This window comes from Candidatus Saccharimonadales bacterium (assembly GCA_040903985.1).
Lineage (GTDB): Bacteria > Patescibacteriota > Saccharimonadia > QS-5-54-17 > QS-5-54-17 > JBBDUI01.
In genome coordinates this window covers 352,909-378,803 of sequence record JBBDUI010000002.1, presented here as the reverse complement: position 1 = coordinate 378,803, position 25,895 = coordinate 352,909, and the positions used below count along the sequence as shown (strand labels likewise).

Here is a 25,895-nt window from a genome sequence, read left to right as displayed (position 1 = left end):
GAGTGCATAGAGGTTGATGCAAGAGAATAACCCCGCCATCATGGCGGGGTTATTCTTGGGTGCGGACTACCGCCGGGCAGTTTAGCTAATGCTGATCTTCTTGATGCGGTCTTGTTCAGCTTTAGGAATAGTGACTGTCAGCATACCGTCTTTGAGCTCGGCTTCAGCCTCTTCTTCCTTGACCTGGACCGGTAGAATTATAGAGCGAGAGAACTCTCCCCAATAGCATTCCTGAACGAAGTAGTCGCTAGTACGGATCTTCTCGCTCTCACGGCGAGCGCCGCGGACCGTTAAGGTGCTTTCGACGATACTAAGGTCGAGGTCGGCCTTACTGACGCCAGGGACTGGAGCTACCACTACGATGCTTTCCTTGGTCTGGTAGACATCTACCGCTAGTTGACCTGGTACTTCTGATTCGGCTAACCAGTCATCAGATTCCGTACTGTTATCGCTGTCGTTAGCAGCTACCGGGCTAGTCTGAGCCGGGGTATCATTTAAAAAATCACCTTCGAGTTCTTCGGCAAATAAATCATCTAGGTCGTTATCACGTGCAGCCATAGCACCTCCGTTTGCGTATTAGTTACTCCATTTGTTTTCTATTTTCGCCTATTATAGCTACATAAGGTGTACTTACGCAAGCAAATCCTATGTTTTTCAAGCAAATCCTCAAACTGATAGCGCCTCACACCTGCCGTCGCTGCGGTGCGACCGGTGAGCTGGTATGTCGCGACTGCCTTCCCTATCTCGATAATCCCCGAGCAGAGACCTGCTATAACTGTAACCGTCTCAGCCCGAGCTTTCGTACCTGTAGCCGCTGCCGCAAGCAGAGTCAGCTCTATCGGGTGGTGGTGGCCAGCCAGTACGACGGTCTAGTGAAGGAACTGATTCGCTACCTTAAGTACGAGAACGGTATAGACGCGACTACTCCCTTGGCGCGACTGCTAGCGACTAAATTAGTGAGTCTGGAGCAGAGCTACGATGTGATTACCTGGGCTCCAACTACTGCACGCAGCTTTCGCCGTCGGGGCTATAATCAGGCGGCAGAGTTGGCTAGGGCATTAGCCCGTCTAATGGATCTACCCTGCATCGAGACGGGATATAAGGCGGGTAGATTGCGTCAGGTCGGTGCCGATCGCAAGCAGCGCTTAATCCAAGTGAGGGGCAGCATTAAGCTGCGGAGTACAGACCGAGTCAAAGGCCTACGCGTACTGCTAGTTGATGACGTGGTGACGACTGGAGCCACTCTAAACGAATGCGCCCGACTTTTGCGGGCGGGCGGCGCGAAACGAGTGGATGCGGTGGTGGTAGCGAAACATTAGATTTAGGTTCGAGTCCCAGTCCAGGAGACTATACCCGAGCTTACAGCTCGGATACACTCTCCTGGCGGAGAGGGAGGGTTATCGCCCCACGAGTAAAACTCCTGACGGAATTTTCTCGTCGGCATGGCTCGCGGTCTTCGCCTTACCCTGCCGTTGGCAGGGTAAACTTAGACATCGCTCCGCCTGCTCGAATCCCTCGCAACTGAAACTATTCATTTGCTTCCCTATACCAAAGAAAAACCCCTGCATTCATGCAAGGATTTTTCTTTGGCGGAGAGGGAGGGATTCGAACCCTCGCGGGGGATTGCTCCCCCCTACCGGTTTAGCAAACCAGCCCCTTCAGCCTCTTGGGTACCTCTCCACGTGCTTGATAGCTGTACTTCTCCGATTGAGCATAGCTGCAGCTCGGCCGTATTTTAAAGTGTAACACTTATCGACTGGCGGAGAGGGTGGGATTCGAACCCACGAGACCCGTGAGGGCCTGCTGGTTTTCAAGACCAGTGCCTTCAACCGCTCGGCCACCTCTCCTCACCTCAGTCAGAGTTAATTGTACAGCAATGATTTTAAGCAAACTAGAGTCGCAGTAGTAGTCAAAGCTAATTAGTGAGCGGGCTAAAAACATAAGCGTTTGCTATAATCCAAGTTATGAAAGACCAGCGACCCGGACAAATATTTACTCCTCAATCTAGCAATACTGATCTACCGGCAAATCGCCCGGCCGATTTAGTGACTCCGCCGCCAGTACCTGAGCCAGTAGTGAAAGAAGAGGCCGCTCCGGGGTCTCAGCCAGTCGCGCCCAAGACGCCGGATGAGATCGCCCAGATAGAAATGGCGATGCAGCAGCAGCCACCGGTAGCTCCAGAACCGGCCGCTGTGGCCGAGCCCCTTACTCCTACACCATCTGTACCCTCTGTTTCAGACCGGCCCTTATCGCCATCAGGTACACCCCCTCAACCACTACCGGAAGAGGTGGCGACCGATCCGGCAGATTATCCTACTGCACCGGCTGTAGATCAGACAGACGACGCCCCCTTGCTTTCTTGGCAGGCTGCCGAGCCGGTCAGCGGCAGTAGTAGCTCGCGCCAGGTGCTAGTTTACGGAGGCGTAGGACTTCTGGTTACGGTAGCTTTGTTTGTAGTGGGAGGGTTTAACTTCAGCTCAGTACTTAGCGCGGTTGCCGTAATCTTAGGTGTAGTGGCACTGATCGTGTCGAATCGCCGCCATGGACACCTTGAGTCATATGCGCTATACGAGGATGGCATTACCCTTGGTGAGAGACACTATTCTTTCAGTGACTTGCGGGCTTTCAGTATGATGGGCGATACCGCTCAAGTTGTAGAGTTAATACCAACCAAGCGTTTTTCGCCTAGCTTAAGTGTTAACTTAGAACCAAAGACCGAAGAGCAAGTACTAGATATACTGATGAATCGACTTCCGTTTGAGGAGCGCAAGCCGGATACTGTGGACCGTTTGAGTAGACGCCTCAAGCTGTAGGGCCTATTTTAGGCTTAAAGTGATTGAGAAACTGATTAAAGATGGCATAATGAAGGGTATGTGTCCTCGTAGCTCAGCTGGATAGAGCGTTGGCTTGCGGAGCCAAAGGCCGCAGGTTCGAATCCTGCCGAGGACACCACGTCAGACTAAACCTATAGCTTCCGTACAAACAGCGGAAGCTGTTTTACTTTCAGCTTTCGGTTTGTCTTCCTTCTCCAGACAAAACAGTATCGTTTTGTCTGGGCAAACAGCCAATCACTGCCCTCGTTAGAGGGTATTTTTAATTCTATGGCTATCTTTGATAGCGGATTCGAACCTGATCTTTTACGAAGTGAAAATATGTATAATGCCTGCAAGGAGCTGCTATGAGAACATTTTACTTCGGGAAAGTAATCAGAGATAAGATACTAGATGCGATGCAGGATGAGGGCTGCGAGGTTAAGTATCGAGTGCTAGAGGGAGCTGAACGACAGGCTAAACTGACGGAAAAGCTTAATGAGGAGTCGCAGGAAATCTCGGCAGCTAGCGATCAAGACGATTTCTTGGAGGAGCTGGCCGACGTCCAGCTGGTTATCGATGCGCTAGTTGAAGGGCTGAGGAGCGATGATAGGGCTAAGTTTGTCGAGCTCCATGAAGCAAAGCTAAGGAAGAAAGGCGGCTTTGTGCAGTCAATCTGGATCGAGCAGGTGTCGGTGCCGAACGACAGTCCCTGGATAGAGTATTTCGAGACAAAGCCGGATAAGTACCCAGAGATTAAGTAGTTTAAGGTTTCGACTTTAAGTTCGTTTGCTTTTAAACTGTAGGTTGTAAGCATTAGAGCGGAGGGATGGCCGAGCGGCTGAAGGCGCTGCTCTCGAAAAGCAGTATTCCGTAACCCGGAATCGTGGGTTCGAATCCCACTCCCTCCGCTGTGGTGCTCGACTCTTTAATTTATGCTTCTCGCTCCTGGAGTATACGTGTACGTATCGCTCCATTTATAGACCATAGTGCATTGAGATACTGGCGATCGCGCTGGTCCAGTGTTAGTTCTCTCTGAATAGGGTCTAAGCCATCTGTCGGATAGAGTATCTCGACGGTTTCCTGATAAAAGCTTCGGGCCTGCGCATCTACCTCATCAGCGGTTAAGTCAAAGTCATACATCAACTCAGCTGCTTTGAGGCGCTCATCATGACTAGGCTGTCTGACTGGCTTCATATCGTCATGAAACGACACTTGCTGCCAGGCCGCAGCAAACTGCCAGACTATAAATGCTACTTCTTCCAGGGCGTCTTGTCGGGGGTCGATTTCCAAGTGTGAGTCGTTAGTTTCCATTAGGTTAGCTACTTTATACTAAACTAAGCGATCTCACCAAGCTTAAATCCTATCAGGAGAGCGAACCGGTAGGTGATAACTAGCCATATCTTGCTATAATAGAAGCCATGTCGAGTATATTCACCAAGATTATTCAGCGGGAGATTCCGGCACACATTGTCTATGAAGATGAGATGACGCTTGCCTTCCTTGATATTCGACCGGTCAGCGAGGGGCACTTACTGGTTGTGCCCAAGCTAGAAGTTGATGAACTGCAGGATTTAGAGCCAGACATGTATCAGGCCGTGATGACGACAGTGCATAAGATGGCCCGGCTCCTGAAAGAGAAGCTTAATCCCAAGCGGGTAGGTCTAGTGGTCTATGGTTTTGATGTGCCGCACGCTCATGTACATCTGATCCCGATGGAGGGTCCGGGTAAGATCCAGCTTCAGCATACCGAGAAGGTAACAGAAGCGGAGTTAATCTCTACGCATCAGGTGTTAACAAGCTAGTGTCGCAGCTCGATCCAAAAGCACTCAAGAAAGAACGTAAATCGGCCGGCTTTACCCAGACTGAGTTGGCTCGCCGCTCAGGAGTTGCCTATTCCACTTTGACTAAATTGGAGCAAGGACAGATTCCCTCCCCTTCCGTTACGGCTGTACACAATTTAGCCGATGCATTGCACTGTACGGCGGCCGATTTACTGACATTACCTAAACTGAAGATCGCCCTAAGCGACAGCATCAAGTTCGTCTACTTTGATGTGGGCGGTGTATTAGTGCACTGGCTACCCAGTGTCCAGGCTTACGCCGAACGGATCAATCGACCATACGACCAAGTGTTGAAGCTATTTTATGAGTATCTGGGTCCTACCTGTCGTGGCGAGATGGACTTCGAGGAATTTCAGCTGCTTTGCATGCTGAAGTTGAAGCTTGATCCAAGCGGAGCTGGTCGTGAGGCGGCGCTGCAGTCCTGGGTTGATGATATGCGGCCAATCTTGCCGACCCATACTTTTATCGCAGCCATGAGTCGTAGTTATCCGATCGGACTACTGACCAATATCGGTAAAGGAGCCTACAGCGAGTACATAGAGCGCAAACTAGTACCCAGTTTGAAGTATAAGGCGGTAGTACAGTCGTGCGATCTGGGGGTAACCAAGCCGGATTCGGCCATCTATGATATAGCTACGCAAGCAGCTAGGGCGCAGCCGGGCGATATCCTATTTATCGATGATTCAAAGGTAAACGTTGCGGCCGCCCAGAGCTTTGGCTGGCAAGCCGAATGGTTCGACGAGTATGACCCGCAGGCCAGTATCAAACGTATCGTAGCCCGACACTTTACCGCTTAATTCGACTTAGCGATGGTATAGTTGTAGTAATGGGTGAGCAAGGCAAGACAATAATCACAGCTGAAATGTCGGCTACCGATGCGCTTTATGAGTCGATACGATTTGAATTAGCGCAGGCTGAAAGCGTAGTGGCCTATATCCATGACACTCTGCATCCAGAGATGGATGCTCATAGGGGGCGGATTAAGCCGTGTTCTCAGGGTGAAGTCTACGCTAAGTTATTCTCTACCGCTGTCGATAAGCCGGGAGAGATGTGGGAGCTTATCGAGCAGCGTCGGTTGGCGAAAGACCGGGATGAACCAGGGCTTACAGCCGATAAGGCACTGGAGATTGCCGATATTATCTACTACCTAGAACAGCCCGGTGGTCGCTGGTTACTCTATGGTTTGCATGAGCCGCCAGAGGTGCCAGATGATCGTCAAGCTGAGATTGAGATGCTTCTAGGAGTGACGTTAGAGCTAGCTCGTGAGCTTTGCGTGTACAAGTATCGCACCCGGATGTTGTATCGAGACACTCCGGATCACGTTCGAAAACATGCTGAGTCGTTGGTGATAGCACGCGTAGTGGATGCTTGGGGCTATTGATCCAGATCTTTAAGTTGCTCTGAGAGTGTTTGTAAGCGCATCTGAGCAGCCTTTAGCCGTACTCGCGTCTCCTTGACTATCTCTTTGGGTGCATTGCGCCTGTAGGCCTTATTATCTAGCTTTGACTCAAAGCCAGCAACCTGCGCTTGCGTCTCTTTTAGGCTAGCTTCTAGTTTTTGGCGATAACGAGCGATAGTGTGCTCATCTACATCGAGCCAGCAGGCGATGGGAGTGCCCGGTATCGGCAGTCCTCGCCCATCGGTTACGCGGGTGCAGCTTTCTAGCCCGGCCAGTTTGCTCACTAGGGCGGCGTTATCGTCCAGTAGGTCGGCCTCTCGATAGTAGAGGTTAGGAGCAGTTTCTCCGGTTTCAGCGATGACTGTGCGAATTTGTGAGATGAGCGACTGTAGCTGATTAAACTCACTTATAGACTTCTGATCGATGCGCTCAGGGTGGGGCCAAGAGGTAGTGATCAAGGGGTCACGCGAGCCCGGTAGTTCGCCCCAGATAGCCTCGGTGATGAATGGAACTATAGGGTGAGCCAGTTTAAGGATAGTCTCGAGACCGTATGACAACATGGCGTGGTTTTGTTCTAGCTTATGCGCTTCGAGGTACCAGTCGGCAAAGTCACTCCAGAGTAGGTGATAAATGGCTTGAGCTGCCTCATCGAGGCGATAAGCTGCGACTAATCGGTCGATTTCAGCCGTAACCGCCTGCAAGCGACTGTATATCCAGCGGTCTGCCAGTGTCACAGCTACCGGGGGCTTAGCTGCTGTATTACCTAGCTGGGTCAAGGTGTAGCGCGAAACGTTCCAGAGTTTGTTGCAGAAGTTGCGGTAAGCCTCGACCTGCTTTTCGCTTAAGGGACTGTCGTTACCGGGGGTATTCTTCACCACCATGGTCATGCGGAGCGCATCGGTGCCGTAACGCTGACTGAGTTCGAGCGGGTCGAGTACGTTCCCTTTACTCTTACTCATCTTCTGCCCCGCTTCGTCGGTCACTAATCCCCAGAGGTAGACACTCTTAAACGGTACTTCACCGGTACGATAGAGGCCAAACATTATCATTCGGGTGACCCATTTATGGAGAATCTCGCGAGCAGTCGCCATGACTGTAGTGGGGTAGAACTCATTCTCTAGGTCGTGAGCCATTAAGGTAGCGTAAGGCCACTGACCGGAAGAGAACCAGGTATCGAAGGTGTCGGTTTCGGCCCGATAGTTGTTACTACCGTAGTAGGCCGTAGCCTCAGCTTCGGTCTTAGCTACCAGATAGGGCTCTTTATCCGGATCATTGGAGGTCTTATAAAAGACCGGAATGCGTATTCCCCACCATATCTGTCGGGAGATACACCAGTCGTGTTCCTGCTCCAGCCAATTGAGAGCGATTTTCTTAAAACGCTGCGGTACGATGGTGATCGCGTCGGTTTCGATGGCTTTGATGGTCGTGCGGTTCAGCTCGCCGACACGTAAGAACCACTGCTCCGAGATCAAGGGCTCAATAGTGGTTCCACAACGGTCGTGAATGGCGACTGCATGCTGGATGGATTGTTGTTTGAGTAGTTTGCCGGCTTTCTCCAGAGCAGCTACTACGGCGAACCTACCCTCCCCCACATCTAACCCGGCAAACTCTTCCGGTACATTGATCAGTTTACCCTCCGGATCGATCACGCTGATCTCAGCTAGTTGGTGGCGCACGCCGATCTCATAATCGTTTGGGTCATGGCCGGGCGTCACCTTTAACGCACCAGTACCGGCACCAGGGTCGACGTACTTATCGGCGATAATGGCTACCGGTCGCTCTACTAGGGGTACGGTAGCGGTCTGCCCTACTAGGTCTCGGTAGCGCTCATCCTCTGGGTGGACCGCCACCGCAGTATCGGCAAAGATGGTTTCGGGACGGGTGGTAGCGATCTGAATCGAGCCGTAGTCCAAGGTGTAGAGTTTGCCCTCTTGGTCGACGTGGTCTAGCTCGATATCGGCGAAAGCGGCGCTGCACCGCGGACACCAGTTAACGATACGATTACCCCGATAGACCAGTCCGTCTCGGTGCATTTGGATAAAAGTATCGTAGACGGTACCGATGATATCCTCGTCGAGTGTGAACTTCAGCTTACTCCAGTCAGCGCTCCAGCCCATCGCCCGCATCTGAGCTAGCATGTTGCCTTGGGAGGCTTGAGTAAATTCCATGACGGCGGCGTAGAACTTCTCTGGCCCGAGGTCGAAACGATCCTTGCCCGCCTTAGCTAGTTCACGCTCATAGACGAACTGCGTCTCGATGCCGGCATGATCGGTACCGGGCAGCCACAGAGTACGGCGGCCCTGCATGCGGTGATAGCGAATTAGTACGTCCTCGAGTGTATAACCACTGGCGTGCCCAGCATGGAGTGAACCGTTGGCATTGGGCGGCGGCATGATGATGGTGTAAGGCTCTCCCGATCCCTGAGGCTGAAAGGCCCCGGACTCCTCCCAACGGTGGTAGATGTCGGCTTCATGCTGCTGTGGTTCGTAGTTCTTCTCTAGGGCCATATGGATATAAGTATAGGAGATAATTGGTATTTTTCTACTAGAGCGGATACTTTAGTAGAAGTCACGTGATATATAAGGGTTAAATATCTGTAGATAAATACTCACTCCCCTCACCCGTACCTTAGTGCCAGTAGGCTACGGCATAGCCTATAGCTAGGACAAGCTAGGTTTATAATGAGCTCGTAAAAGAAACACCCTCGCTAAAGCGAGGGTGTTTCACGTGAAACGGTCTGGCGTAAGGTACTTAAGTAGTACTCTCGCGACTCAAACCTCCATATTTTTAAAGCTCCCTAAGCAACGGACGTTTTTGTTTGTCTGGTTAGATTTTACCATGAACGTTAGACTAAGCAACAGCTCAGTAGCAGAACGCATAGTTTCACGTGAAACGCTTACATGCTCAAGCTAGGAGCAATTTCCAGGTTATAAGGGTCGACCGACTCAGTCTGCCGCGATTTGTAGTAACCAAGCGCAGCAATCATAGCGGCGTTATCAGTGCATAGACTACTGGGGGCATACTCGATCTCGACCGGTAGCTTCTCTCTAAGCTGATGGCGTAGCTCTTGATTGGCAGCTACCCCGCCAGCTATAACTACTGTTCTCGGAGTATATTCTCGTTGGGCCATCACTGTCTTATCTACCAGAGTTTGGACTGCTACCAGCTGGAAACTGGCTGCCGTATCGTTTATTTGCTGGGGACTGAGCCGCATCGCTATCTGGTGGGAGGGATAGTTGAAGTCTTCGCCGATTAGATTTTGTAGGTGGCGCAGTACAGCTGTCTTTAATCCGGAAAAACTAAAATCATATGGATTATCTAGTTTACTGATAGGAAATTTGTAAGCCTTGGGATCACCCGCTTTAGCGGCTTGTGCGATCGCGGGTCCACCCGGGTACTCTAGCCCCAGCACCTTAGCCACTTTATCGAAAGCCTCTCCTACGGCATCATCCTGAGTCTGCCCCAGTAAGCGGTAATCACCGTGAGCCTGAAATAGTACGAGTTGAGAATGCCCCCCGGAGACGGTTAAGGACAGGAGGGGAAAGCTAGGTTCACGTGATGGAAGATCATCGACCCTTAAACCGGTAGCGGCCTCATCTTTCACTCTAATGATGAAGTTAGCATAGGTGTGAGCTTCCACGTGATGGATGGGATAGAGAGGTTTATGCTTGAGCAGGGCTAGGGTGCGAGCGGTCAGGGAGCCGATGAGGAGGCTACCAGATAGACCGGGGCCGAAAGTCACGGCGATTCCATCGATCTCCTCCCAGTCTAGGCGGGCATCGTCTAAAGCCTTACTAATGACGGGTAGAATAACTTCTATATGGCTTCGGGAGGCTATCTCTGGGACCACTCCTCCAAACTCGCGGTGGATATCGATCTGACTGACGACTACGTGCGAAAGTAGAGTAGTGCCGTCGGTCACGACGGCCGCCGCCGTTTCGTCACAACTAGTCTCAACCCCGAGGATATTCATGCTATCTATAGTATCAAAGTCTTTATTCACAACGCCATGTCGTAACCCTACCCTTGTAAATTGGGCCAATTCATGCTATGATATGCAGATAGTTACATAAGAAAGCTACATAGAAAAAAATAAAAACATTCAAAAGAAGGGAAGTAACCATGCGCGAGCAGTCGCTGCACACTCCAGTAGAGGAAGCTCGATCGGGCCGCGGTAGTGAGCGGGTAGCCCATTCCTTAGCTGAGATTAGTATAGAACTTATGGATGATCTACCGAGTGGCTCCAGGGAAGATACCGGTCCAAGCTTAGTTGCCGATACTCCCGAGCGTACCAGTGTTCCTGAAGTGTACGACTGGACAGCCTTATCTTATGCTGAGGTGCGAGAGTCGCTCACCGAGCTGGTAGGGAAGGGATATCTATTGCACGGTTCTAACCCTGGGTCAGAGCAGCTTCACCGTACCCTGACTCCTTATCAAGGTCACGATGTACGGCGAGAGTCCGGGCAGAGGTATGGGGTTTACGCTACAGATAATTCGGTGGCGGTTATCCCGTACGCCTTGATGAACCGGAAAGCTCTGCGCCAACGCGGTTTCGACAGCTTTGTGACGTCTTTCGGCGTGAGCCAAGTAAGTGATAAGCCGGCGGCACCATACATCGGAGTTGATAGTAAGGCAGTATTTGACTACATCGTGGAGCATCCAGAGGAGATATTTACCGCTGGCTACATCTACGTGCTAGATGCTGAGCCATTTGTGCCGGCAGCAGATGCACCGGATGAGTTAGTCGCAGAAGGAGAGCAGATACCCAGGATGATAGTGCGAATTGGTGCGCAGGTTGGTCGTGACTTGTTTCGACCAGATGGTGATAATCCTACCCTGAGGTTAATGGAGCCAGCTCGCGCGAATTGAGTAGCTGGGACGGAGATGGCATACTTAAGAAGATGAAAAAACTCATAAAAAGTCTCCTACCCAGCTCACTCGTTAAACCGATCTTACGCCCGTATCATTTCTCGCGAGCGCTGCTGGCAAATTTAATCTATGGTTTTCCGGCTCGGGGCCTAAAAGTTATCGGCATAACTGGTACGAATGGTAAGACAACCAGCGCCAACTATCTGGCCAGTATATTAGGGGCTGCCGGGTATAAGGTAGGGGTGAGTACGACGGCTAACTTTCGTATCGGTGAGGAGGCATGGGATAACGAATTGAATATGACCACCACTAATCCTTTCGCACTACAGAAGCTCCTGCGCCGAATGCGGGAGGCGCAGGTCGATTGGGTAGTGCTCGAAGTCACCTCGCACGCTTTAAGCCAGTACCGTACCTGGGGAGTACCGATTCATACGGCGGTACTGACTAATCTCAGCCCCGACCACCTGGACTATCACGGTACGGTCGAGGAGTATGCTGCTACTAAAGCTAAACTGCTCTGTCAGGCTCGAGTAGCCACGGTATTAAACCGAGACGACGAATGGTACGACTATTTTCGTAAGAGCGCTTTCCATGCGGCTTATACTTATGGCACCGCGAAGGAGGCTGACGTCCGACTAGAAAAAGCTAAACTGCATTCCGATACCTCGCATATCAAGATTCGTTATGGGGAGCGGATGATGGAGCTCGACCTGCAGTTACCTGGTAAGTTTAACGTCTATAACGCTCTTGCAGCCGCTACAGTCGCCTTTGGGCTAGAGATTGATTGGGAGGACGTGCAGGCGGGGTTAAAGCTGCTCAGCGGGGTCCCGGGTCGCATGGAGGCCATTCATACCGGTCAAGACTTCACCGTTATCGTCGATTACGCCCATACACCTGATGCGTTTGAGAATGTCCTGGGCAACTTACGGCCGGTAACTAAGGGCCGGATCATTACCGTCTTCGGGGGTGCTCCGACTCATGATTATCGTGGCCTCGGAGAAGCGGCAGGGCGGTTGAGTGATGTAGTAATTGTAACTGATGATGAGCCAATGGATAGTGATCCGAGAGTGATCAGAGAAGAGATAGTAGAGGCTGCCAGAACGGCAGCTACCGCTCAAGTGGAAGAGATAGCTGATCGCAGAGATGGGATAGCGCGGGCTTTTGCACTGGCAGGAGCAGATGATACGGTAGCACTGCTTTGTCTCGGGCATCAGAAGTATCGCCGAATCGGTAACGCTCAGCGCATAGAGTGGGATGATCGAGCCGTGGCGCGAGAGTTATTGGAGACTATGGCTTAAATTTGCTCCGTTCCCGTAGTTGGATTATGCTAATGAAAAGCAAACTGGCGGAGAAAGCTAAATGCAATCTAGCGAAAAGTTGAGCGAAGGATATGATGAAGCGGCCTCTGAGGCCGCTTCATCATATCGAGACTATTGGTCAGATTTCATCAGTGGCCATCCTAAGATGATAAAAAGTAATAAAGATATCGAGGATATCGCTCGCTCCACTGACAAGTGTAGTAAGCGTATGGAGGGTGTCGTTGGTGATACTTGGGATCAGGCAGGTAGAGATTCTTCAACTGAAGCAAAGAACTTTTACTACCGTTTAGGTAGTTTGAATCAGCTAGTTGGAGCTAACGAGATTCTAGCCGAGGCCGGACTGATCCTGCAGCGTAGAGCTGAAGCCAGCACTGAACGTGGGGAGTATGCGACACATGACCAGCTGCTGAGCGGGTGTCTATTCGAAGAGTCGGCGCTCGTTAGTGACGGTAGTTTCCGGGCCTCGATGTTGAGCCGGGCTTTAGCTCAGTATCAGGGAGTTCTAGATCAGGAGAAGGATGATCTAATCGGTGTTAACGCGCAGCACGCTCTGCGCTATAGCTACGACATTCAGTTTTTGCGAGTGTTCGATGCCACAAAAGCGGGCACATACAGACTGGAACAGTTACGGTCGATGCATAAAGATCTACAGATAGCCTACATCAACGATTTTCTACTTTATTTAAATCAACTGAATCAACATGAGGAGCGGATACGACAGGGGCTTATGCGGGCTAAGGGTCAAGAGCGGGATGAGTTACGTAAAAAGCTAGACGGTACCGCTACTCATGCCCGCAGATTATGTCTGGAGTGGTTCTCGGTGCTGGCTTACCGGCGCTTTATCGATCAGGCTAGCCTACATAGGGACTCCTTTATCCGTACCGCTCTACCGCGTGAGGAGGAGCCGTGGTTCCATGTAACCAAGAAATCAAATCGGGGCGGCACGCGCAATACGCACCAAGTACCAAAGCACGGTTTCAACATCATAGTGACGGAAAGAGGGGAGGGTGGAAGTCCTAGGTCGCGCCCAATTCAGTTAAAAGTAGGTGGCGGAACTACAGAGTGTCTGCCCGACATCGAGAAGATAGTTTTTAGTTTTGAAGATGGGGTTGGTTTATCGGAGGTGCTTGGGGGGGCAGCTCGGGCGATGGGTAAGGACTACGCCAACCAACCCTTACAGCTTTCCGAACAACGGACCTTAGAGGCAGCGCTCAATCCGTTTCATGATCGACTGGCAGCATAGTTCCTGGGGGGTTGGTTTCGATCTCAAATACGCGTGTTCCGTCCGCTAAGAAATGTACTGTAACGCTGGCCGGCAGTGCCTGCATGATAGCCTCTTGGAAGATGTCTAGGTGCTCAGCTTCACTCTGGTTATCATCCGTTTCATCGAGTGCTTCAGATGCCTCTTTGCTGCTGAGTTGCTTTTGTCGAAATCGCTCTATGCTCACCGTGGTAAACCTCGTATTGCCACTACAATACGCTGAAACACCGACAAGGACAAAGGTGGTTAGTCGGTATTAAATTTAGATCTGGCTTAATACAAAGAAAGAAAAGAAACGAGAAGGAGAGTGGCGGGGTAAGTGTACAGCCTGAAGGTAAGTCCAGCCCATCGCTAATAGCTCTGCCCCGAACGAACGTCTGTTGTGCCACATTCATGCGGCCAGCTCGTTCGGGGCGACACGTAGAAGCCATTACTTGCCGTATGGCTGCGGCCGATTGGCCATCGGTTGGTTATGGGTGATGTGTTGGGCGGGCTTGGACCCGCCGGCATCATCACCTTTGCCATGGCTGCCGTTTTGCCCGGCGTCGCCGTGTCGTAGGGCATGGATACCGGCTCTACGAGCGTACGGGTTTACCTTGTCCATGCAGCGCTCTCCTTCTCTAAGTTCACACGATTTCCACCGTGATACGGCTATTTAAGCACGAGGGGTAGTCTCCTGCAAGCAGACCAAGTAGTTGATTATTTAGCAATAATATGCTAATGTATATAAAGTTAGTATACGATAAAAACAAACATGACAAATATGTACGAAACATCTCAATCTAGGGTACTCGAGGATAGCACCAGGCTTGAGATCGACCCTGCCCTACCACCGTATCTAAATCATTGGGCAGAAATGGCCGCTGAATACCCGGAAGCTAGAGAGGAATGTGAAGTAAATCAGGATCGCCTACAGGCGCTTAGACATAGCGTTCTCACTGTTCATGAAACACCGCGCCCGTTCGCTAGTCGAACTGGCGCTGCTCGTGAACTATATCTGTCATATGGTAGCTTTAACGCTATGGAAGAGGCCGGTGGTGAACTAGCTCGATTAGTATTGATCTTTCTAGGTGATGAGGACTTAAAGCAGGATCCTGACAACCCCACCGAATTCCTGTCGTTCGTAAAAGAGAAGGCACTAGAACGACCACCATCAGAAGGCAAGCTACTTGCTGGCTGCTGTATACATGAAATGGGACTGCAGCACCGTAACCCTCAAGTCAGAGATATATTGCTTCGATCCGCGCACGACGTGTATAGCAGCATCGTTAATAGTGACGTTTCTTGGTCAGCCCACTACAAGGAAGAGGCTCATCAGTACTTAAGTGATATAGAATTCTACTTATTAACACACCAACCAGAGATGAGTGCTAAAAAATATCAGCAGGCATTTGTGCACTCTCAGCTTAATCAGATCCGACGGATTCAGGCTGTTATAACGGAGGGTGTGTCTACTGGCTTCATGTGGGAAGAGTACTACCAGATTGCAGTTCGCCGTCTGCTCTGGGAGGCTCATCAAGGTGACGATATAGATATATCTTCAAGCTTTCCGCGTCAGGACCGTCCTCATGACGGATTCAAGCGGCACGGGCTTAAAAATCAGGCATTTGATGCGGTGGCGAGTCGTGACGATGTTAGCGTACCGATACAACTCAAGGCTTATAAAGATTCTGAGGTATCCGGACAGTATGATGAGAGAGTTCTGGTAGTAAGTGCCAATTCCAATAATTTACGGCGCAGCATTGAGCATGAACTTGTTGCCACGCGGGTGGCGTACGAGATAGAGGGAAGTAATATCCTGCGCGAGGGAAAAAGTGAGCGCCGCCAGGTAGCAGGAGAGGTAAAGGAGCTAGCTGCCTCTAGTATCTCTAGCTTGTAGCTACTCTTCTGTTCTGCTCGTAACCTGTTTAACTGCAACTTGAGAAAGTCTCTGAATATCTTGGCGCAGCATTGCTTCTCTATTCTCTATCGATTGGTCTCCCTCCTGGGGTGGGAGGGTTTGTTCAAGTACACCTTCAATTCGCGCTGTTTGGAGCGCGGATTCGTTGGTGGAGTCGGCAGGGAGTCTATTAGGATTCATAAGGAATGTATTTATAACATAATTAGCGTTCTAATGAAAGAGAGATGGCCCGAGCGGATCCTGTTGGGTTCGTGGACGCAGCGCGTCCGCAACAAGGAATCCGCTCGGGCCGTGGGGCGCGCTAATTTCGGTTTACACCGACGTCAGCGCAGGGAAGTCACCCCAGTCTCGCAGTTGATCCCGTGATCACGTGTGTCACAGGATCGCAGTATCAGCCCTATCGGGCCTTGACGAGCTCCGGCTCTGGAGCCGGTACGGCTGGCGCGAAGTCGATGATCTTCTTTCCGTCGTGGAGGAAGATCTTAACGAACCGACCCTGGTTGGGGCCGATATCGACTCGAGCTATGGTGCTGCCGTCAGCTTGCGAGGCTAGCCCCCTGAGGGTGGCGCTATTGAGCCCTCCGCCGGAGTGGCGGAAAAGGACTTTGCACCGACCGTTCGGGAGCTTGTGCGTGCTGTGTAGCTCGTATTGCGAGTCTGTCGGGCGTTGCATCTGTTTACCCCAATGGTAAGGTGCTGGAGACTTTCCCCAACCAGAGTATTTAATCGTAGCAATTGTGGTATTGTCAATCATGTAGTAAGCAGGAGCTATCGATGAGTCTGGATGCGATATTTAAAGCTTATGATATCCGGGGTCTAGTCCCCGATGAGTTGAATGAAGCGGTCGCCACTCGGATCGGTCGCGCTTTTGCCGAGTTTTTAACTGATAAATCCCCCGAAACTAACTCGCAACCGCTGATAGTCGGACACGATATGCGGAGTGATTCGAAAGCTTTAGCTCAAGCGGTTATTACCGGCATAAAGACACAGGGTAGAGATGTGATCAGCGTGGGGCTGGTAGCAAGTGACATGCTCTATTTCGCGGTAGGGCACCTGCGAGCGGCTGGTGGGGTAGTTGTAACAGCCAGTCATAACCCGGGCAAATACAACGGTATGAAGATCTGTCGCGAAGAGGCTCGCCCGGTGGGGGTCGATACGGGTCTGCTTGATATAAAGCGGGCGGTAGAATTAGGCGAATTTCCCCAGTGCTCGCCAGGTACGATAGCTGAGGCTAACATTATGAAAGCATGGGTCGAGCATGCCCTTAGCTTTACAGGCGAGCTCAAGCCGTTCCGAGTCGCCGTCGATGCCGGTAACGGCATGGCCGGGGCCGTCATTCCGCACCTTATTGGTAAGACGCCGTTAGAGATCACACCGCTTTATTTTGAGTTGGATGGGACGTTTCCAAATCACGAGGCCAATCCGCTCAAAGAAGAGACGCTGGAAGTGTTGAAGCGGACAGTAGTCGAGAACGGTCTAGATCTAGGCCTCGCTTTTGATGGTGATGGAGACCGGGTAGTGCTTATAGATGAGACAGGTCAGACTGTATCTGGTAGTGTAACGGCGGCTATTCTGGCCGAGCATTTTTTAGATGAGCATCCGGGCAGCACAATTCTGTATAACGCCATCTGCTCTCGGGTAGTGGATCAAACTATCCGCGAGAATGGGGGTATACCGGTCCGGACCAAGGTAGGCCATTCCTATATCAAGGCAGCCATGCGGGAGTATGATGCGCCATTCGGCGGTGAACACTCGGCGCACTACTATTTCCGGGATAACTGGTCGGCCGACTCTGGGCTCATTGCCGCTTTAGTGGCTATGAGCGTCTTAAGCGAAGCGGGAGGTAGCTTAAGTGAGTTGGCTAATCGTTTTCGTACTTCCTATGTTCAGTCGGGAGAGATTAACTTCGAAGTGGCTGATAAGGAAACCGTTATCGCGCGTATTAAGACGGCTTTTAATGATGGAGAGCAGGATGAACTGGACGGGCTGAGCGTGAACTACAAAGATAAGTGGTTTAATGTCCGAGCCAGTAATACGGAGCCGCTTCTCCGTCTCAATATAGAGGCTCGTGATCAAGATCAGGTAGACGAGCTAGTTGGCCGTCTCACCTCTCTTATTGGTCAGGACAGCTAGTTGATTTTTAATCAAACTTATGCTAAAGTATGAAATAAGTCAATCTTACTTAAACAGGAATAAATAGTATGTCATTTGAAGGCGCATCAACTCCCAATGGTAACCCTAACTTTGCTGCCAAAGACTATATGCCTACTACCGGTTTCATAAAAGATAGCCTGATAAGAGTAGAGGAGACCTTTCCATTTCAGCAGCATAACGCCGACGCAGTACGCCTAGACGATGAGAATAAAAGCTATCAGCCCTATGCAGGTAAACGGGCTGAGATACCGTTGGTCAAAGGAGTAGCGGAAGTTGAGGAGCGCCAGTATGAAGACGGGGTAGAGTCGGTCTATGTGTATATGGATTATGCTAGTTCACGGCAAGACGGTAGGTTAGTTCTAGAGATGTGCGATACTGGCCGAGTAACGGTAAAACTCTTTACTCCCGATCTTAATAGTGAGATTCCAGTCGAACCCCAGGATGAGGTTATAAAGATTATGTACTGTTCGCAGAAACTTAATGAAGCGGCTGGGCTAGCCTCACAATAGCGCGATCGCCTTTGCCGAGTAAGCGATTTATCTACCTTTGCTACTTGACACCCTTCTCGGCGATTCGCTACTATTAAGATGTACTAGCACTCTAAATATAAGAGTGCTAAATAATTTACATTAGGTTAATTTATTAATAATACTTGGTAGTGTCTAATTAGCACTCGTTGATGTGTTCGAGAGTGATATTGTGCGCTACCAAGGTAAACCCTGCAACAAGCGCAGGGTAAAGGAGGAGAGATGAGTAAGATTCAGCCGTTAGCCGACCGCATCGTTGCTGAGCCGATTCAAGCTAGTGATAAGACCGAGTCGGGGTTCTATCTACCGCAAGATGCCAAGGAAAAGCCACAACTAGCTAAAGTCGTGGCCGTTGGTAAAGACGTCAGTGAGGTGAAAAAAGGCGATACCATCATCTACCCGAAATTCGGTACGACCGAGATTAAGGTAGAGTCCAATGAATACATGATCCTCAAGGAAGAGGATGTACTGGGAATCGTAAAGTAGCTAAAGCAATAAGGAGATAGTAATGGCAAAGAAAATTTTTTATGACGATGAGGCCCGAAAGCGCATTCTCGAAGGAGCCGAGGCTTTATATAATGCAGTTAAGGTAACGATGGGGCCGAAGGGTCGTAATGTGATGATCGAGAAGGGCTATGGTAGTCCGACCATCACTCACGACGGGGTGACTGTAGCTAAGGGAGTCGAGCTGCCGAGCGAAGATGATGAAACACTCGGTCAGAGTGTCGGTGCCGAGCTAGTCAAGCAGGCTGCTACTAAGATGAACGATGTGGCCGGAGACGGTACTACTTCAGTAACGGTGCTGACTTACCACATTCTCAGTGAGGCTAACCGTTTAATCGCAGCTGGGCACAATCCAATGGATTTACGCAAAGGTCTCGATGCGGCAACGGCTCATGTCTTAGGAGAGATCACTAATTTGACTGAGCAGATCGGCGAGAAGAAAGAACGTATCGCCGAGGTAGCTACTATTTCAGCTGGCTCAGAGGAGATTGGTAAGATGATTGCCAATGTGATTGAGCAAATCGGTAAAGACGGTGTCGTAACCGTGGAAGAAAGCCAGGGTCTAGAGCTTGAGAGTGAGGTCGTGGAAGGCTTCACTATCGATCGTGGTTTCGTGAGTCCCTACATGGTGACCGACCCGGCTCGGATGGAGGCGGTATATGATAAGCCAGCTATTTTGATAACTGATAAGAAGATCGCTAGTGTACAGGAGATTCTGCCGATTCTGGAAAAAGCTGCTCAAGCCGGTAAGAAAGATCTAGTTATCATCGCTGAGGAGCTGGAAGGTGAGGCTTTAGCTACCTTGGTGCTGAACAAGCTAAAGGGTGTCTTCAACGCTCTCGCTATTAAAGCGCCAGCATTCGGTGATCGTCGCAAGGCAATCCTAGAGGACATCGCCGCCTTAACTGGGGCTACCGTGATCAGCGAGGAGCGTGGTTACAGTTTCGAGACGGCCGATCTAGATATGCTAGGAACGGCTCGGAAGATCATTTCGGACAAGGACAACACCACCATCATTGAGGGCGGTGGCGACCCGAGTGAGGTCGAGGCCCGCATGCAGCAGATTCGCGGTCAGATTGAAAACGTACCTAGTGAGTATGAGAAAGAAAATCTAGAGAAGCGATTAGCTGCTCTTACCGGTAAGGTAGCTGTCATCCGTGTCGGCGGTGCGACTGAGACCGAGATCGAGGAGAAGAAGTTTCGTGTCGATGATGCAGTGGCGGCCACTAAGGCAGCCGTGGCTGAAGGTATCGTAGCTGGTGGTGCGGTTACATTTGTAGATCTAGCAAAGAAAATCGATCTCGACGATCACAAGGTAGCAGATTCTGAGGGTGCTGGTTGGTTAATCCTCAAGAACGCCCTGCAGCAACCCTTCCGACACTTGATGGCTAACGCTGGGGTCAACCCGGATGAGAAGTTACCGGAAGTACTGAAGGCTAAACCGGGTCAGGGGTTTGATGTGAACGATCCGGCTAAGATTCAGGATCTAATTAAGGCCGGTATCATCGATCCGGCTAAGGTAACTCGTGAGGCAGTGCAGAACGCAGCTTCAGTGGCCGGTACGGCCATGACAATGGGCGCGCTGATCGTTGATATTCCGGAAAAAGATGAAGGTAGCGCAGCAGGTGGTATGGGTGGCGGTATGCCCGGTGGCATGGGCATGATGTAGGCGCTCGGCGCCCCTGTCCTCAAAGCACCTTTTAAACACCCCGGCGATAAACTGTCGGGGTGTTTAGCGTAATCACTTGTGCTTGCATGTGCACTACTAGCGGTAGAGAATAGGCTCATGGAGACCCGACCCCGTAAGATAGAAGATCCTCATGCGATTATCGGCTACCAGTTAGCCCATCTGGCATCCTGGCGCGCGCAGGTGGCGTACGACAGCAGAATCTACCAAGGAGAACTTAGCCGCTACGGGGAAGGTCTTTCTCATGTGCGGCACCTAAAGCGTCAATTAGAAATATCACAGGAGCAGCTCATGCATGCCAGTCAGGATACTCAAGAGCTAATTGAGTCTCTATTGCCTCCTAGGGTAATAGTGAGGGGTACGCTAGCAGAAGTTACGCAGCGTGATCAGGCTAAAGTGGTAGAGCTAGAGACCGCGATCCTCTCAGTGGTGGGCGTAAGTATGGTCCTCCCTAAGCCACATACTGCTATTCCTGTTCCGTTAATTAGTTTCAGTAGTGATGATCGGCAGTATGAGGCTTTTTATACTCAGATTAAGTGGGAACCAGCGGCTGATGGCGTAGAAGGTGCAGACGGCTAAAGTATAGTGTATAGCTTTATTGACAAACCTTAACCATAAGAGTTTGATGTAGGTAAGGGTAATTACTGTCGTTTTGCGATGGTCGGTCGAACTCTTAGATAAAATACAATTAAATAAATATAAATCAACTATGACAACTCGAGTATTTGAAAGTAGTAATTTAGTCGAACCTGTCCATGCCGCTGCCTCAGCGGAACATTGGGGCGAGGCTCGCGAAGTGCGATTGGCCCGACTTACAGCCATGGAGGCCAAGGCCGACGCTAAGCAACATGAAGAGGCCCGCCAGCATGTTCAGTATCCAGCTGGCCGTATCGCGATTCGCCATACTACTGAGTAGAAGCTAGATCAAACAATTTATAATTTAGACGATCAAACGACCGCCAGTCACTGGCGGTCGCGTCAATTTTCTAAACCCGTTATACTAGGGTAAATCCTAAATGGAAACGCTAACATGCTAGACGACGAACACTATGTGCGACGAATCGATGCAGATAATGCCTTAGCAGTTACCGCGACCCAGCCGGAGCAGCTAAGCTATACACCGGCATTAACACTTGAGGCAATTGATAAGGATAAGATCGATCAAGTGGTCTTCGTCGGTATGGGGGGCTCCGCTCTGGCCGCTGCCCTTTGCCAGAACTGGTGGAGTGATCGCCTGGCAGTGCCGTTCATAGTCATTCGAGATTATAAGCTCCCGGCTTATGCGAATGATCGGACCTTAATCATCTGCGCTAGCTACTCCGGAAATACCGAAGAGGTATTGAGTTGTTTCATCGAGGCTAAGCGTATACAGGCGCAGATCATAGTCATGGCTAGCGGGGGAGAGCTTCGCGACTTAGCCCAGGCTGATAACTCGACCTTTATCGAACTGCCGACTGGCTATCAGCCACGCATGGCGGTCTGGTACGGAGTTAAGTCACTAGCCACACTCTTCGAGGCGTTAAAGCTAGTGGAGGATGCAACTAATGAACTACAGCAAGCCGAAGGCCTACTGCGTTCCGCGGCGAAAGCGTGGGAGCTTAGTGTGCCGACCGATAGCAACTATGCTAAACAAATAGCGGAGCAGCTGATGGGCAAGGCGGTTTGGATCTATGCCAGTGCCAGCCTGGCTAGCGCAGCTTACAAATGGAAGATTGATTTTAACGAGAACGCGAAGAGTGTAGCTAGCTGGAATGAGCTACCGGAGTTTAACCACAATGAGTTTATCGGCTGGACCTCTCACCCAGTAGAGAAGCCATTTGGCATAGTAGAGCTACGCTCCCACCTAGATCATCCGCAAGTACAGAAGCGCTTTGACCTCAGTAATCGTTTGTTGTCCGGACAAATGCCGGCCCCAATCGAGGTGGAAGTAAAGGGACAGAATCGTCTCGAGCAGTTGCTTTGGAGCTGTCTGCTGGGTGATTTCGTCAGTGTATACAGTGGCATCCTCAACGGCGTGAACCCAGTTAGAGTTGAGACGATCGAGAAGTTAAAGGGCCAGTTGTAGGTCCTAACGAGTTATGCCGATGGCGGCTAACATCCGTCCGGAGGTCTCTTCATCTCGCCGTTCGGAGTGTAGCTCGGGGTTGGAGATAGTATCAAGGCTGGATATCTCGATCCGCTCTAGTCTTAGCCCATTGTCTAATAGCTGATCATGTACCACCCTCTTGTTATCAAATAGCCAGCGGTCGGCATCTAGGGGAGTGGAGTATTTAGGATTAAACTGACTGACTACATCGTAGCCGACCTCATAGGTGGCTTTATCGGCACTGGGACCGATCCAGGCATAGAGGTTCTCTGGTCGCAGGGAGAACTCTCGCATCATTTTCTGCACGGTTATACCGGCGATGTTCTGGGCGCTGCCACGCCAGCCAGAGTGGATAGCGCCGTAACTACCAGATAAGGGGTCGAACAGTAGGAGCGGTACGCAGTCAGCCACCGTGATACCAAGTAGCCAGCCTGGCTCACTAGTAATCACGCCGTCTCCCGGGTGGGGGTGGTACTCTCCTTGAACGACATGGACTATATCAGTGTGATTCTGTTCGGGAGCGGCTAGCTGCTCTAGGTCGAACCCGATCTCAGCAGCGAATTGTTGGCGGTTAGTACGAGCGATTTTACTTTCTTGCTGCCGGCTCATGTTTAGCTGGTTCGCACCAGCAGTGTCACGCATACTCATAGCTGCTACTACTTCCGGAAAGGGGTCGAAGATAGTGGGAGCTAGCAGCTTCATCCTGAATAATCCTTTGGCGACAGTATATCACGTCGGAGTCCGCTCAGCTTTACGTCAATGCCGCCACTGGCTTACGCCTTGCTTGTCATCGACTCCTCCTTAACAAAACGAAAACACCATAAGATGTTTTCGTTTTGGCATATCGTAGTTCTACGTTAATGTTCTACCGGTTCATTCGTAGCGGAGGGATTTGATGGGGTCCTTACGGGCGGCTTTAATAGCTGGTGCGATACCGAAGAGAATACCGACACCGCCAGATACACCTAGGGCTAGCATGAATGCCATCGGTGTAAATATGGCTTGGATACTGGCTTGGGACTCGATAATCTGGGTTAATCCATAGGCCGCTGCCACTCCTAGCAGACCACCGATAACAGAGAGTACTATAGCTTCAATCAGGAACTGTAGCATGATATGTAGGCGGGTGGCACCTACGGCCTTACGAATACCGATTTCACGGGTGCGCTCGGTTACGGAGACGAGCATGATGTTGGCTACCCCGATACCACCAACTAGGAGGGAGATGGCAGCAATAGCTGCGATGAAAGCAGCCACTGAGCCGAAAATGGTGTCGAAGACTTCGACGAATTGGTCCTGAGTCATGACAGTAAAATCTTCTTCACCATCATGGTTGGCGAGGATGGCGCTCTCGATAGCGGCGACAGTCTCGTCTAGCACCTCAGTATCAGTAGCGAGAGCATCGATTTCAATGATGTTAGCTACCCCACCGGCTATATCACGCCCAACCTCAAAGGGTATAAAGACTCCTCCAGCCATTTGAGCTTCCACGCCGAAAGCGAAGCCATCGGCCGGTTCGGCAAGCACTCCGGTAACTACAAAGTTACGGTCTCGTAGCTTGATAGTTTCTCCTACTGCCTGCTCAGGAGAGTCAAATAATTGGTCAGCTACGTTAAAGCCGAGTACCGTCTCGGGACTAGCAGCGGCATTCTCTGTTCCCTCAGCGGTTGAGGTAGCGAAGAAGTTGCCGACAGCGAGGTCTAGCTTTAGTACTTCAGCTATATCGGGTGTAGTGGACATGATAGTGGATCCACTGGCGCGAGTCTCGCCACGACTCGGTACACCGGAGATGAGAGAGAGTGGGGCGGCTACTGCGACCGTGTCGATGTTACGGATAGTTGCTAAATCGGCCTCAGTCAGAGTAGATACGCCGATCGAGGCGGCTGGGTTAAAGCCCTGACCGTCTTCACCGAAGGTTTGGCCAGGGGTGATACTGATTAGGTTAGCCCCTAAGGTTTCCGACTCACCTACAATCTGTTGCTTCACACCCTCGCCGACAGCGATCACGGTAATCACGGAAGATACGCCGATGATGATGCCTAGCATGGTTAAAAATGAACGTAACTTACTGTGCCGGAGAGAAGCCACTGCCATTTTGAAGTTGCGCCAGATCATTCGGTTTTCTCCTCAATGCGACCATCTTTAATAGTGATAGTGCGATTTACATATTGTGCGACCTCGGTATCGTGGGTGATGATAATAATGGTATTGCCCTTGGCGTTCAGTTTCTGGAACATCTTTAAGATTGTAGCACCGGTCTTGCTGTCGAGGTTGCCGGTCGGTTCGTCGGCTAGAATCAGCTTCGGGCGATTAGCTAAGGCACGAGCGATGGCTACGCGTTGCATCTGTCCGCCGGAGAGCTGGTTTGGTCGGTTTTTCATCCGGTCACCGAGCCCGACGAGTTTAAGTAAGCGCTCAGACTGAACGCGGCGATTTTTACTACTGACTTTGTCATAAATCATCGGTAGTTCTACGTTGCCTTGAGCACTGAGGCGGGGGATGAGGTTGAAACTTTGGAAGACGAAGCCAACTTGCTCCCGGCGCACTTGGGCTCGGCGAGCGTCGGATAACTTGCTGACGTCCTTATCGTTGAGTGTGTAGGTACCACTATCGGGTCGATCGAGTAGACCGATAAGGTTCATCAGAGTGGTCTTACCACTACCGGAGGCACCGACGATAGCGACAAATTCACCTTCGTTTATCTCCAGGGAGACATCTTCCAGTACTTGCGTAGAGGTGTCACCCTTGCCGTAGGACTTCGTAATGTTGTTCAGCTTTATAAGCGACATTGACTCTATTATACATACCTCTCACATATTTGTTCAATCAAGCATAATTCAATCTCGATTGTAATCCAGTAATTCTTATGGTATTTTCTAAGTACATTCACAAGCAGAAATAAACACATGGCCGCAAACCCTAACTATGTAGCCCCGATCTCCTCAAAAGAAGCTGGCTTGCGGCCCAAACTAGTCGAGGTCAGTCAAGCTCAATCTTGGCTATTGCGAGCGTTAAGTAGCAGTATAGCGATCCGGAATAGGCGTGATATACCGAATATACCGGAACGCGTACCGTTAGAGATGGACTACTTACTGGGATTCATTGAGAATGAGCCTTTTGAGGTAATGCAGGCAGAGGTAGCCCGGTTCATCCGTAAAGAAGCTATGCGTTATGGCTTTGGTAAGATAGCGATCGGTTCTGATGAGCCGGACTTTACAGCTAGTATGTTTCCGACTCCGGGCTTAGCGCAGAACGTTGTGGCGGCTCATACGGTGAGTGCCTTCGGAGTGGACCGGTTCGGTTCAGTTTATAGTGCGCATCTCTATAATCTGCCGGAAGTAGATCTTAGTGCTGGTATGCCAAAAGAGAAGTGCCAGCAAGACCGGGCAGTTCTACTGGCGATGGCCTCGGCTATCTGTGATGTCGATCAAGGGGTGACATTAGTGGAGTCTACCGGTGCCCAGGCGCTTGGTTTTAAGCTTACCCCTGTAGACTGGTCGTATAGCTAGGTCATTGAGGCTACTTTGATATCATA

At 50.7% G+C, this 25,895-nt stretch carries 29 protein-coding genes and 4 tRNA genes; 20 read left to right on the top strand and 13 right to left on the bottom strand.

Features of this window, described 5'->3' with window-relative positions:
* Window positions 1-81: 81 nt before the first annotated feature.
* On the bottom strand, window positions 82-558 hold the full coding sequence (locus WD467_01990) for an Hsp20/alpha crystallin family protein (protein ID MEX2452658.1): 477 nt from the start codon (window positions 556-558) through the stop codon (window positions 82-84).
* 89 nt (window positions 559-647) lie between these two features.
* Between WD467_01990 and WD467_01985 the strand changes: the two genes are divergently transcribed.
* Entirely contained in the window at window positions 648-1,319 is a 672-nt protein-coding gene (locus WD467_01985) for a phosphoribosyltransferase family protein (GenBank protein ID MEX2452657.1), read from the top strand.
* A 268-nt stretch (window positions 1,320-1,587) separates the two neighbouring features.
* On the opposite strand, the gene WD467_01980 is transcribed toward WD467_01985, so the two are convergent.
* Window positions 1,588-1,680: transfer RNA gene (locus WD467_01980), tRNA-Ser, on the bottom strand.
* 77 nt (window positions 1,681-1,757) lie between these two features.
* A tRNA-Ser gene (locus WD467_01975) sits at window positions 1,758-1,847 on the bottom strand.
* A 117-nt stretch (window positions 1,848-1,964) separates the two neighbouring features.
* On the opposite strand from WD467_01975, the gene WD467_01970 reads away from it, so the two are divergent.
* The 4 genes from WD467_01970 (at window position 1,965) to WD467_01955 (ending at window position 3,721) form a co-directional block, all read left to right on the top strand.
* Window positions 1,965-2,813 carry a hypothetical protein gene (locus WD467_01970; protein MEX2452656.1) on the top strand — a complete coding sequence of 283 codons (849 nt, stop codon included), beginning with the start codon at window positions 1,965-1,967 and terminating at the stop codon, window positions 2,811-2,813.
* 62 nt (window positions 2,814-2,875) lie between these two features.
* A tRNA-Arg gene (locus WD467_01965) sits at window positions 2,876-2,952 on the top strand.
* Between the two features lie 226 nt (window positions 2,953-3,178).
* Window positions 3,179-3,574, top strand: coding sequence for a nucleoside triphosphate pyrophosphohydrolase (locus WD467_01960; protein ID MEX2452655.1), 396 nt, complete (start codon window positions 3,179-3,181; stop codon window positions 3,572-3,574).
* Between the two features lie 59 nt (window positions 3,575-3,633).
* Window positions 3,634-3,721, top strand: a tRNA-Ser gene (locus WD467_01955).
* Between the two features lie 22 nt (window positions 3,722-3,743).
* On the opposite strand, the gene WD467_01950 is transcribed toward WD467_01955, so the two are convergent.
* The gene (locus WD467_01950) at window positions 3,744-4,124 is read right to left on the bottom strand and encodes a hypothetical protein (GenBank protein ID MEX2452654.1); all 381 of its coding nucleotides are present in this window, start codon (window positions 4,122-4,124) and stop codon (window positions 3,744-3,746) included.
* A 107-nt stretch (window positions 4,125-4,231) separates the two neighbouring features.
* Here WD467_01950 and WD467_01945 point away from each other — a divergent pair, with 107 nt between their 5' ends.
* The 3 genes from WD467_01945 to WD467_01935 are packed head-to-tail and all read left to right on the top strand — an operon-like array spanning window position 4,232 to window position 6,035.
* Entirely contained in the window at window positions 4,232-4,615 is a 384-nt protein-coding gene (locus WD467_01945) for an HIT family protein (protein MEX2452653.1), read from the top strand.
* Entirely contained in the window at window positions 4,615-5,451 is an 837-nt protein-coding gene (locus WD467_01940; protein MEX2452652.1) for an HAD-IA family hydrolase, read from the top strand. Before WD467_01945 ends, WD467_01940 begins: the two co-directional genes overlap by 1 nt.
* A gap of 29 nt (window positions 5,452-5,480) precedes the next feature.
* Window positions 5,481-6,035 (top strand): hypothetical protein, encoded by a 555-nt coding sequence (locus tag WD467_01935; GenBank protein ID MEX2452651.1) that lies wholly within the window; start codon window positions 5,481-5,483, stop codon window positions 6,033-6,035.
* Here WD467_01935 and WD467_01930 read toward each other — a convergent pair.
* Together WD467_01930 and tsaD are read right to left on the bottom strand one after the other, a co-directional pair.
* Window positions 6,029-8,560: a valine--tRNA ligase gene (locus WD467_01930; GenBank protein ID MEX2452650.1), complete on the bottom strand. Its 2,532-nt coding sequence runs from the start codon at window positions 8,558-8,560 to the stop codon at window positions 6,029-6,031. The two genes, WD467_01935 and WD467_01930, sit on opposite strands and share 7 nt — an antisense overlap.
* Window positions 8,561-8,949: 389 nt before the next feature.
* Window positions 8,950-10,026: a tRNA (adenosine(37)-N6)-threonylcarbamoyltransferase complex transferase subunit TsaD gene (gene tsaD / locus WD467_01925; GenBank protein ID MEX2452649.1), complete on the bottom strand. Its 1,077-nt coding sequence runs from the start codon at window positions 10,024-10,026 to the stop codon at window positions 8,950-8,952.
* A 149-nt stretch (window positions 10,027-10,175) separates the two neighbouring features.
* Here tsaD and WD467_01920 point away from each other — a divergent pair, with 149 nt between their 5' ends.
* The 3 genes from WD467_01920 (at window position 10,176) to WD467_01910 (ending at window position 13,484) form a co-directional block, all read left to right on the top strand.
* Window positions 10,176-10,922: a hypothetical protein gene (locus WD467_01920; GenBank protein ID MEX2452648.1), complete on the top strand. Its 747-nt coding sequence runs from the start codon at window positions 10,176-10,178 to the stop codon at window positions 10,920-10,922.
* 32 nt (window positions 10,923-10,954) lie between these two features.
* The gene (locus tag WD467_01915; GenBank protein ID MEX2452647.1) at window positions 10,955-12,220 is read left to right on the top strand and encodes a UDP-N-acetylmuramoyl-L-alanyl-D-glutamate--2,6-diaminopimelate ligase; all 1,266 of its coding nucleotides are present in this window, start codon (window positions 10,955-10,957) and stop codon (window positions 12,218-12,220) included.
* A 61-nt stretch (window positions 12,221-12,281) separates the two neighbouring features.
* Complete coding sequence (locus tag WD467_01910) at window positions 12,282-13,484, top strand: hypothetical protein (GenBank protein ID MEX2452646.1); 1,203 nt, start codon at window positions 12,282-12,284, stop codon at window positions 13,482-13,484.
* Here the strand turns inward: WD467_01910 and WD467_01905 are convergent.
* A complete protein-coding gene (locus WD467_01905; GenBank protein ID MEX2452645.1) occupies window positions 13,453-13,689 on the bottom strand; it encodes a hypothetical protein in 237 nt (78 codons plus the stop codon). The genes WD467_01910 and WD467_01905 overlap by 32 nt on opposite strands.
* A gap of 243 nt (window positions 13,690-13,932) precedes the next feature.
* Window positions 13,933-14,106 (bottom strand): hypothetical protein, encoded by a 174-nt coding sequence (locus WD467_01900; protein ID MEX2452644.1) that lies wholly within the window; start codon window positions 14,104-14,106, stop codon window positions 13,933-13,935.
* Window positions 14,107-14,256: 150 nt separating this feature from the next.
* Between WD467_01900 and WD467_01895 the strand changes: the two genes are divergently transcribed.
* The gene (locus tag WD467_01895) at window positions 14,257-15,381 is read left to right on the top strand and encodes a hypothetical protein (protein ID MEX2452643.1); all 1,125 of its coding nucleotides are present in this window, start codon (window positions 14,257-14,259) and stop codon (window positions 15,379-15,381) included.
* Here WD467_01895 and WD467_01890 read toward each other — a convergent pair whose 3' ends face one another.
* Both WD467_01890 and WD467_01885 read right to left on the bottom strand, forming a co-directional pair.
* Window positions 15,382-15,582 carry a hypothetical protein gene (locus tag WD467_01890; GenBank protein ID MEX2452642.1) on the bottom strand — a complete coding sequence of 67 codons (201 nt, stop codon included), beginning with the start codon at window positions 15,580-15,582 and terminating at the stop codon, window positions 15,382-15,384.
* A gap of 217 nt (window positions 15,583-15,799) precedes the next feature.
* The gene (locus WD467_01885) at window positions 15,800-16,075 is read right to left on the bottom strand and encodes a hypothetical protein (GenBank protein MEX2452641.1); all 276 of its coding nucleotides are present in this window, start codon (window positions 16,073-16,075) and stop codon (window positions 15,800-15,802) included.
* Between the two features lie 101 nt (window positions 16,076-16,176).
* Here WD467_01885 and WD467_01880 point away from each other — a divergent pair, with 101 nt between their 5' ends.
* The 7 genes from WD467_01880 to WD467_01850 all read left to right on the top strand — a co-directional run bounded on the left by WD467_01880 (window position 16,177) and on the right by WD467_01850 (window position 22,339).
* Window positions 16,177-17,535, top strand: a complete 1,359-nt coding sequence (locus WD467_01880) for a hypothetical protein (GenBank protein MEX2452640.1) — start codon at window positions 16,177-16,179, stop codon at window positions 17,533-17,535.
* Window positions 17,536-17,603: 68 nt separating this feature from the next.
* Window positions 17,604-18,065 carry a hypothetical protein gene (locus WD467_01875; protein ID MEX2452639.1) on the top strand — a complete coding sequence of 154 codons (462 nt, stop codon included), beginning with the start codon at window positions 17,604-17,606 and terminating at the stop codon, window positions 18,063-18,065.
* A 240-nt stretch (window positions 18,066-18,305) separates the two neighbouring features.
* Complete coding sequence (locus WD467_01870) at window positions 18,306-18,569, top strand: co-chaperone GroES (GenBank protein ID MEX2452638.1); 264 nt, start codon at window positions 18,306-18,308, stop codon at window positions 18,567-18,569.
* 22 nt (window positions 18,570-18,591) lie between these two features.
* A complete protein-coding gene (gene groL, locus WD467_01865; GenBank protein ID MEX2452637.1) occupies window positions 18,592-20,256 on the top strand; it encodes a chaperonin GroEL in 1,665 nt (554 codons plus the stop codon).
* 117 nt (window positions 20,257-20,373) lie between these two features.
* The gene (locus tag WD467_01860) at window positions 20,374-20,853 is read left to right on the top strand and encodes a hypothetical protein (GenBank protein MEX2452636.1); all 480 of its coding nucleotides are present in this window, start codon (window positions 20,374-20,376) and stop codon (window positions 20,851-20,853) included.
* Between the two features lie 130 nt (window positions 20,854-20,983).
* Window positions 20,984-21,190, top strand: a complete 207-nt coding sequence (locus tag WD467_01855; protein ID MEX2452635.1) for a hypothetical protein — start codon at window positions 20,984-20,986, stop codon at window positions 21,188-21,190.
* 114 nt (window positions 21,191-21,304) lie between these two features.
* Window positions 21,305-22,339 carry a bifunctional phosphoglucose/phosphomannose isomerase gene (locus WD467_01850; protein ID MEX2452634.1) on the top strand — a complete coding sequence of 345 codons (1,035 nt, stop codon included), beginning with the start codon at window positions 21,305-21,307 and terminating at the stop codon, window positions 22,337-22,339.
* Between the two features lie 3 nt (window positions 22,340-22,342).
* Here the strand turns inward: WD467_01850 and pgeF are convergent, their stop codons facing one another.
* From pgeF to WD467_01835, 3 genes are all read right to left on the bottom strand, one after another.
* Window positions 22,343-23,062, bottom strand: a complete 720-nt coding sequence (gene pgeF / locus WD467_01845; GenBank protein MEX2452633.1) for a peptidoglycan editing factor PgeF — start codon at window positions 23,060-23,062, stop codon at window positions 22,343-22,345.
* A 171-nt stretch (window positions 23,063-23,233) separates the two neighbouring features.
* Window positions 23,234-24,475 carry an ABC transporter permease gene (locus WD467_01840; GenBank protein ID MEX2452632.1) on the bottom strand — a complete coding sequence of 414 codons (1,242 nt, stop codon included), beginning with the start codon at window positions 24,473-24,475 and terminating at the stop codon, window positions 23,234-23,236.
* A complete protein-coding gene (locus tag WD467_01835; GenBank protein MEX2452631.1) occupies window positions 24,472-25,149 on the bottom strand; it encodes an ABC transporter ATP-binding protein in 678 nt (225 codons plus the stop codon). Before WD467_01835 ends, WD467_01840 begins: the two co-directional genes overlap by 4 nt.
* A gap of 117 nt (window positions 25,150-25,266) precedes the next feature.
* On the opposite strand from WD467_01835, the gene WD467_01830 reads away from it, so the two are divergent.
* A complete protein-coding gene (locus tag WD467_01830) occupies window positions 25,267-25,869 on the top strand; it encodes a hypothetical protein (protein ID MEX2452630.1) in 603 nt (200 codons plus the stop codon).
* Window positions 25,870-25,895: the final 26 nt, after the last annotated feature.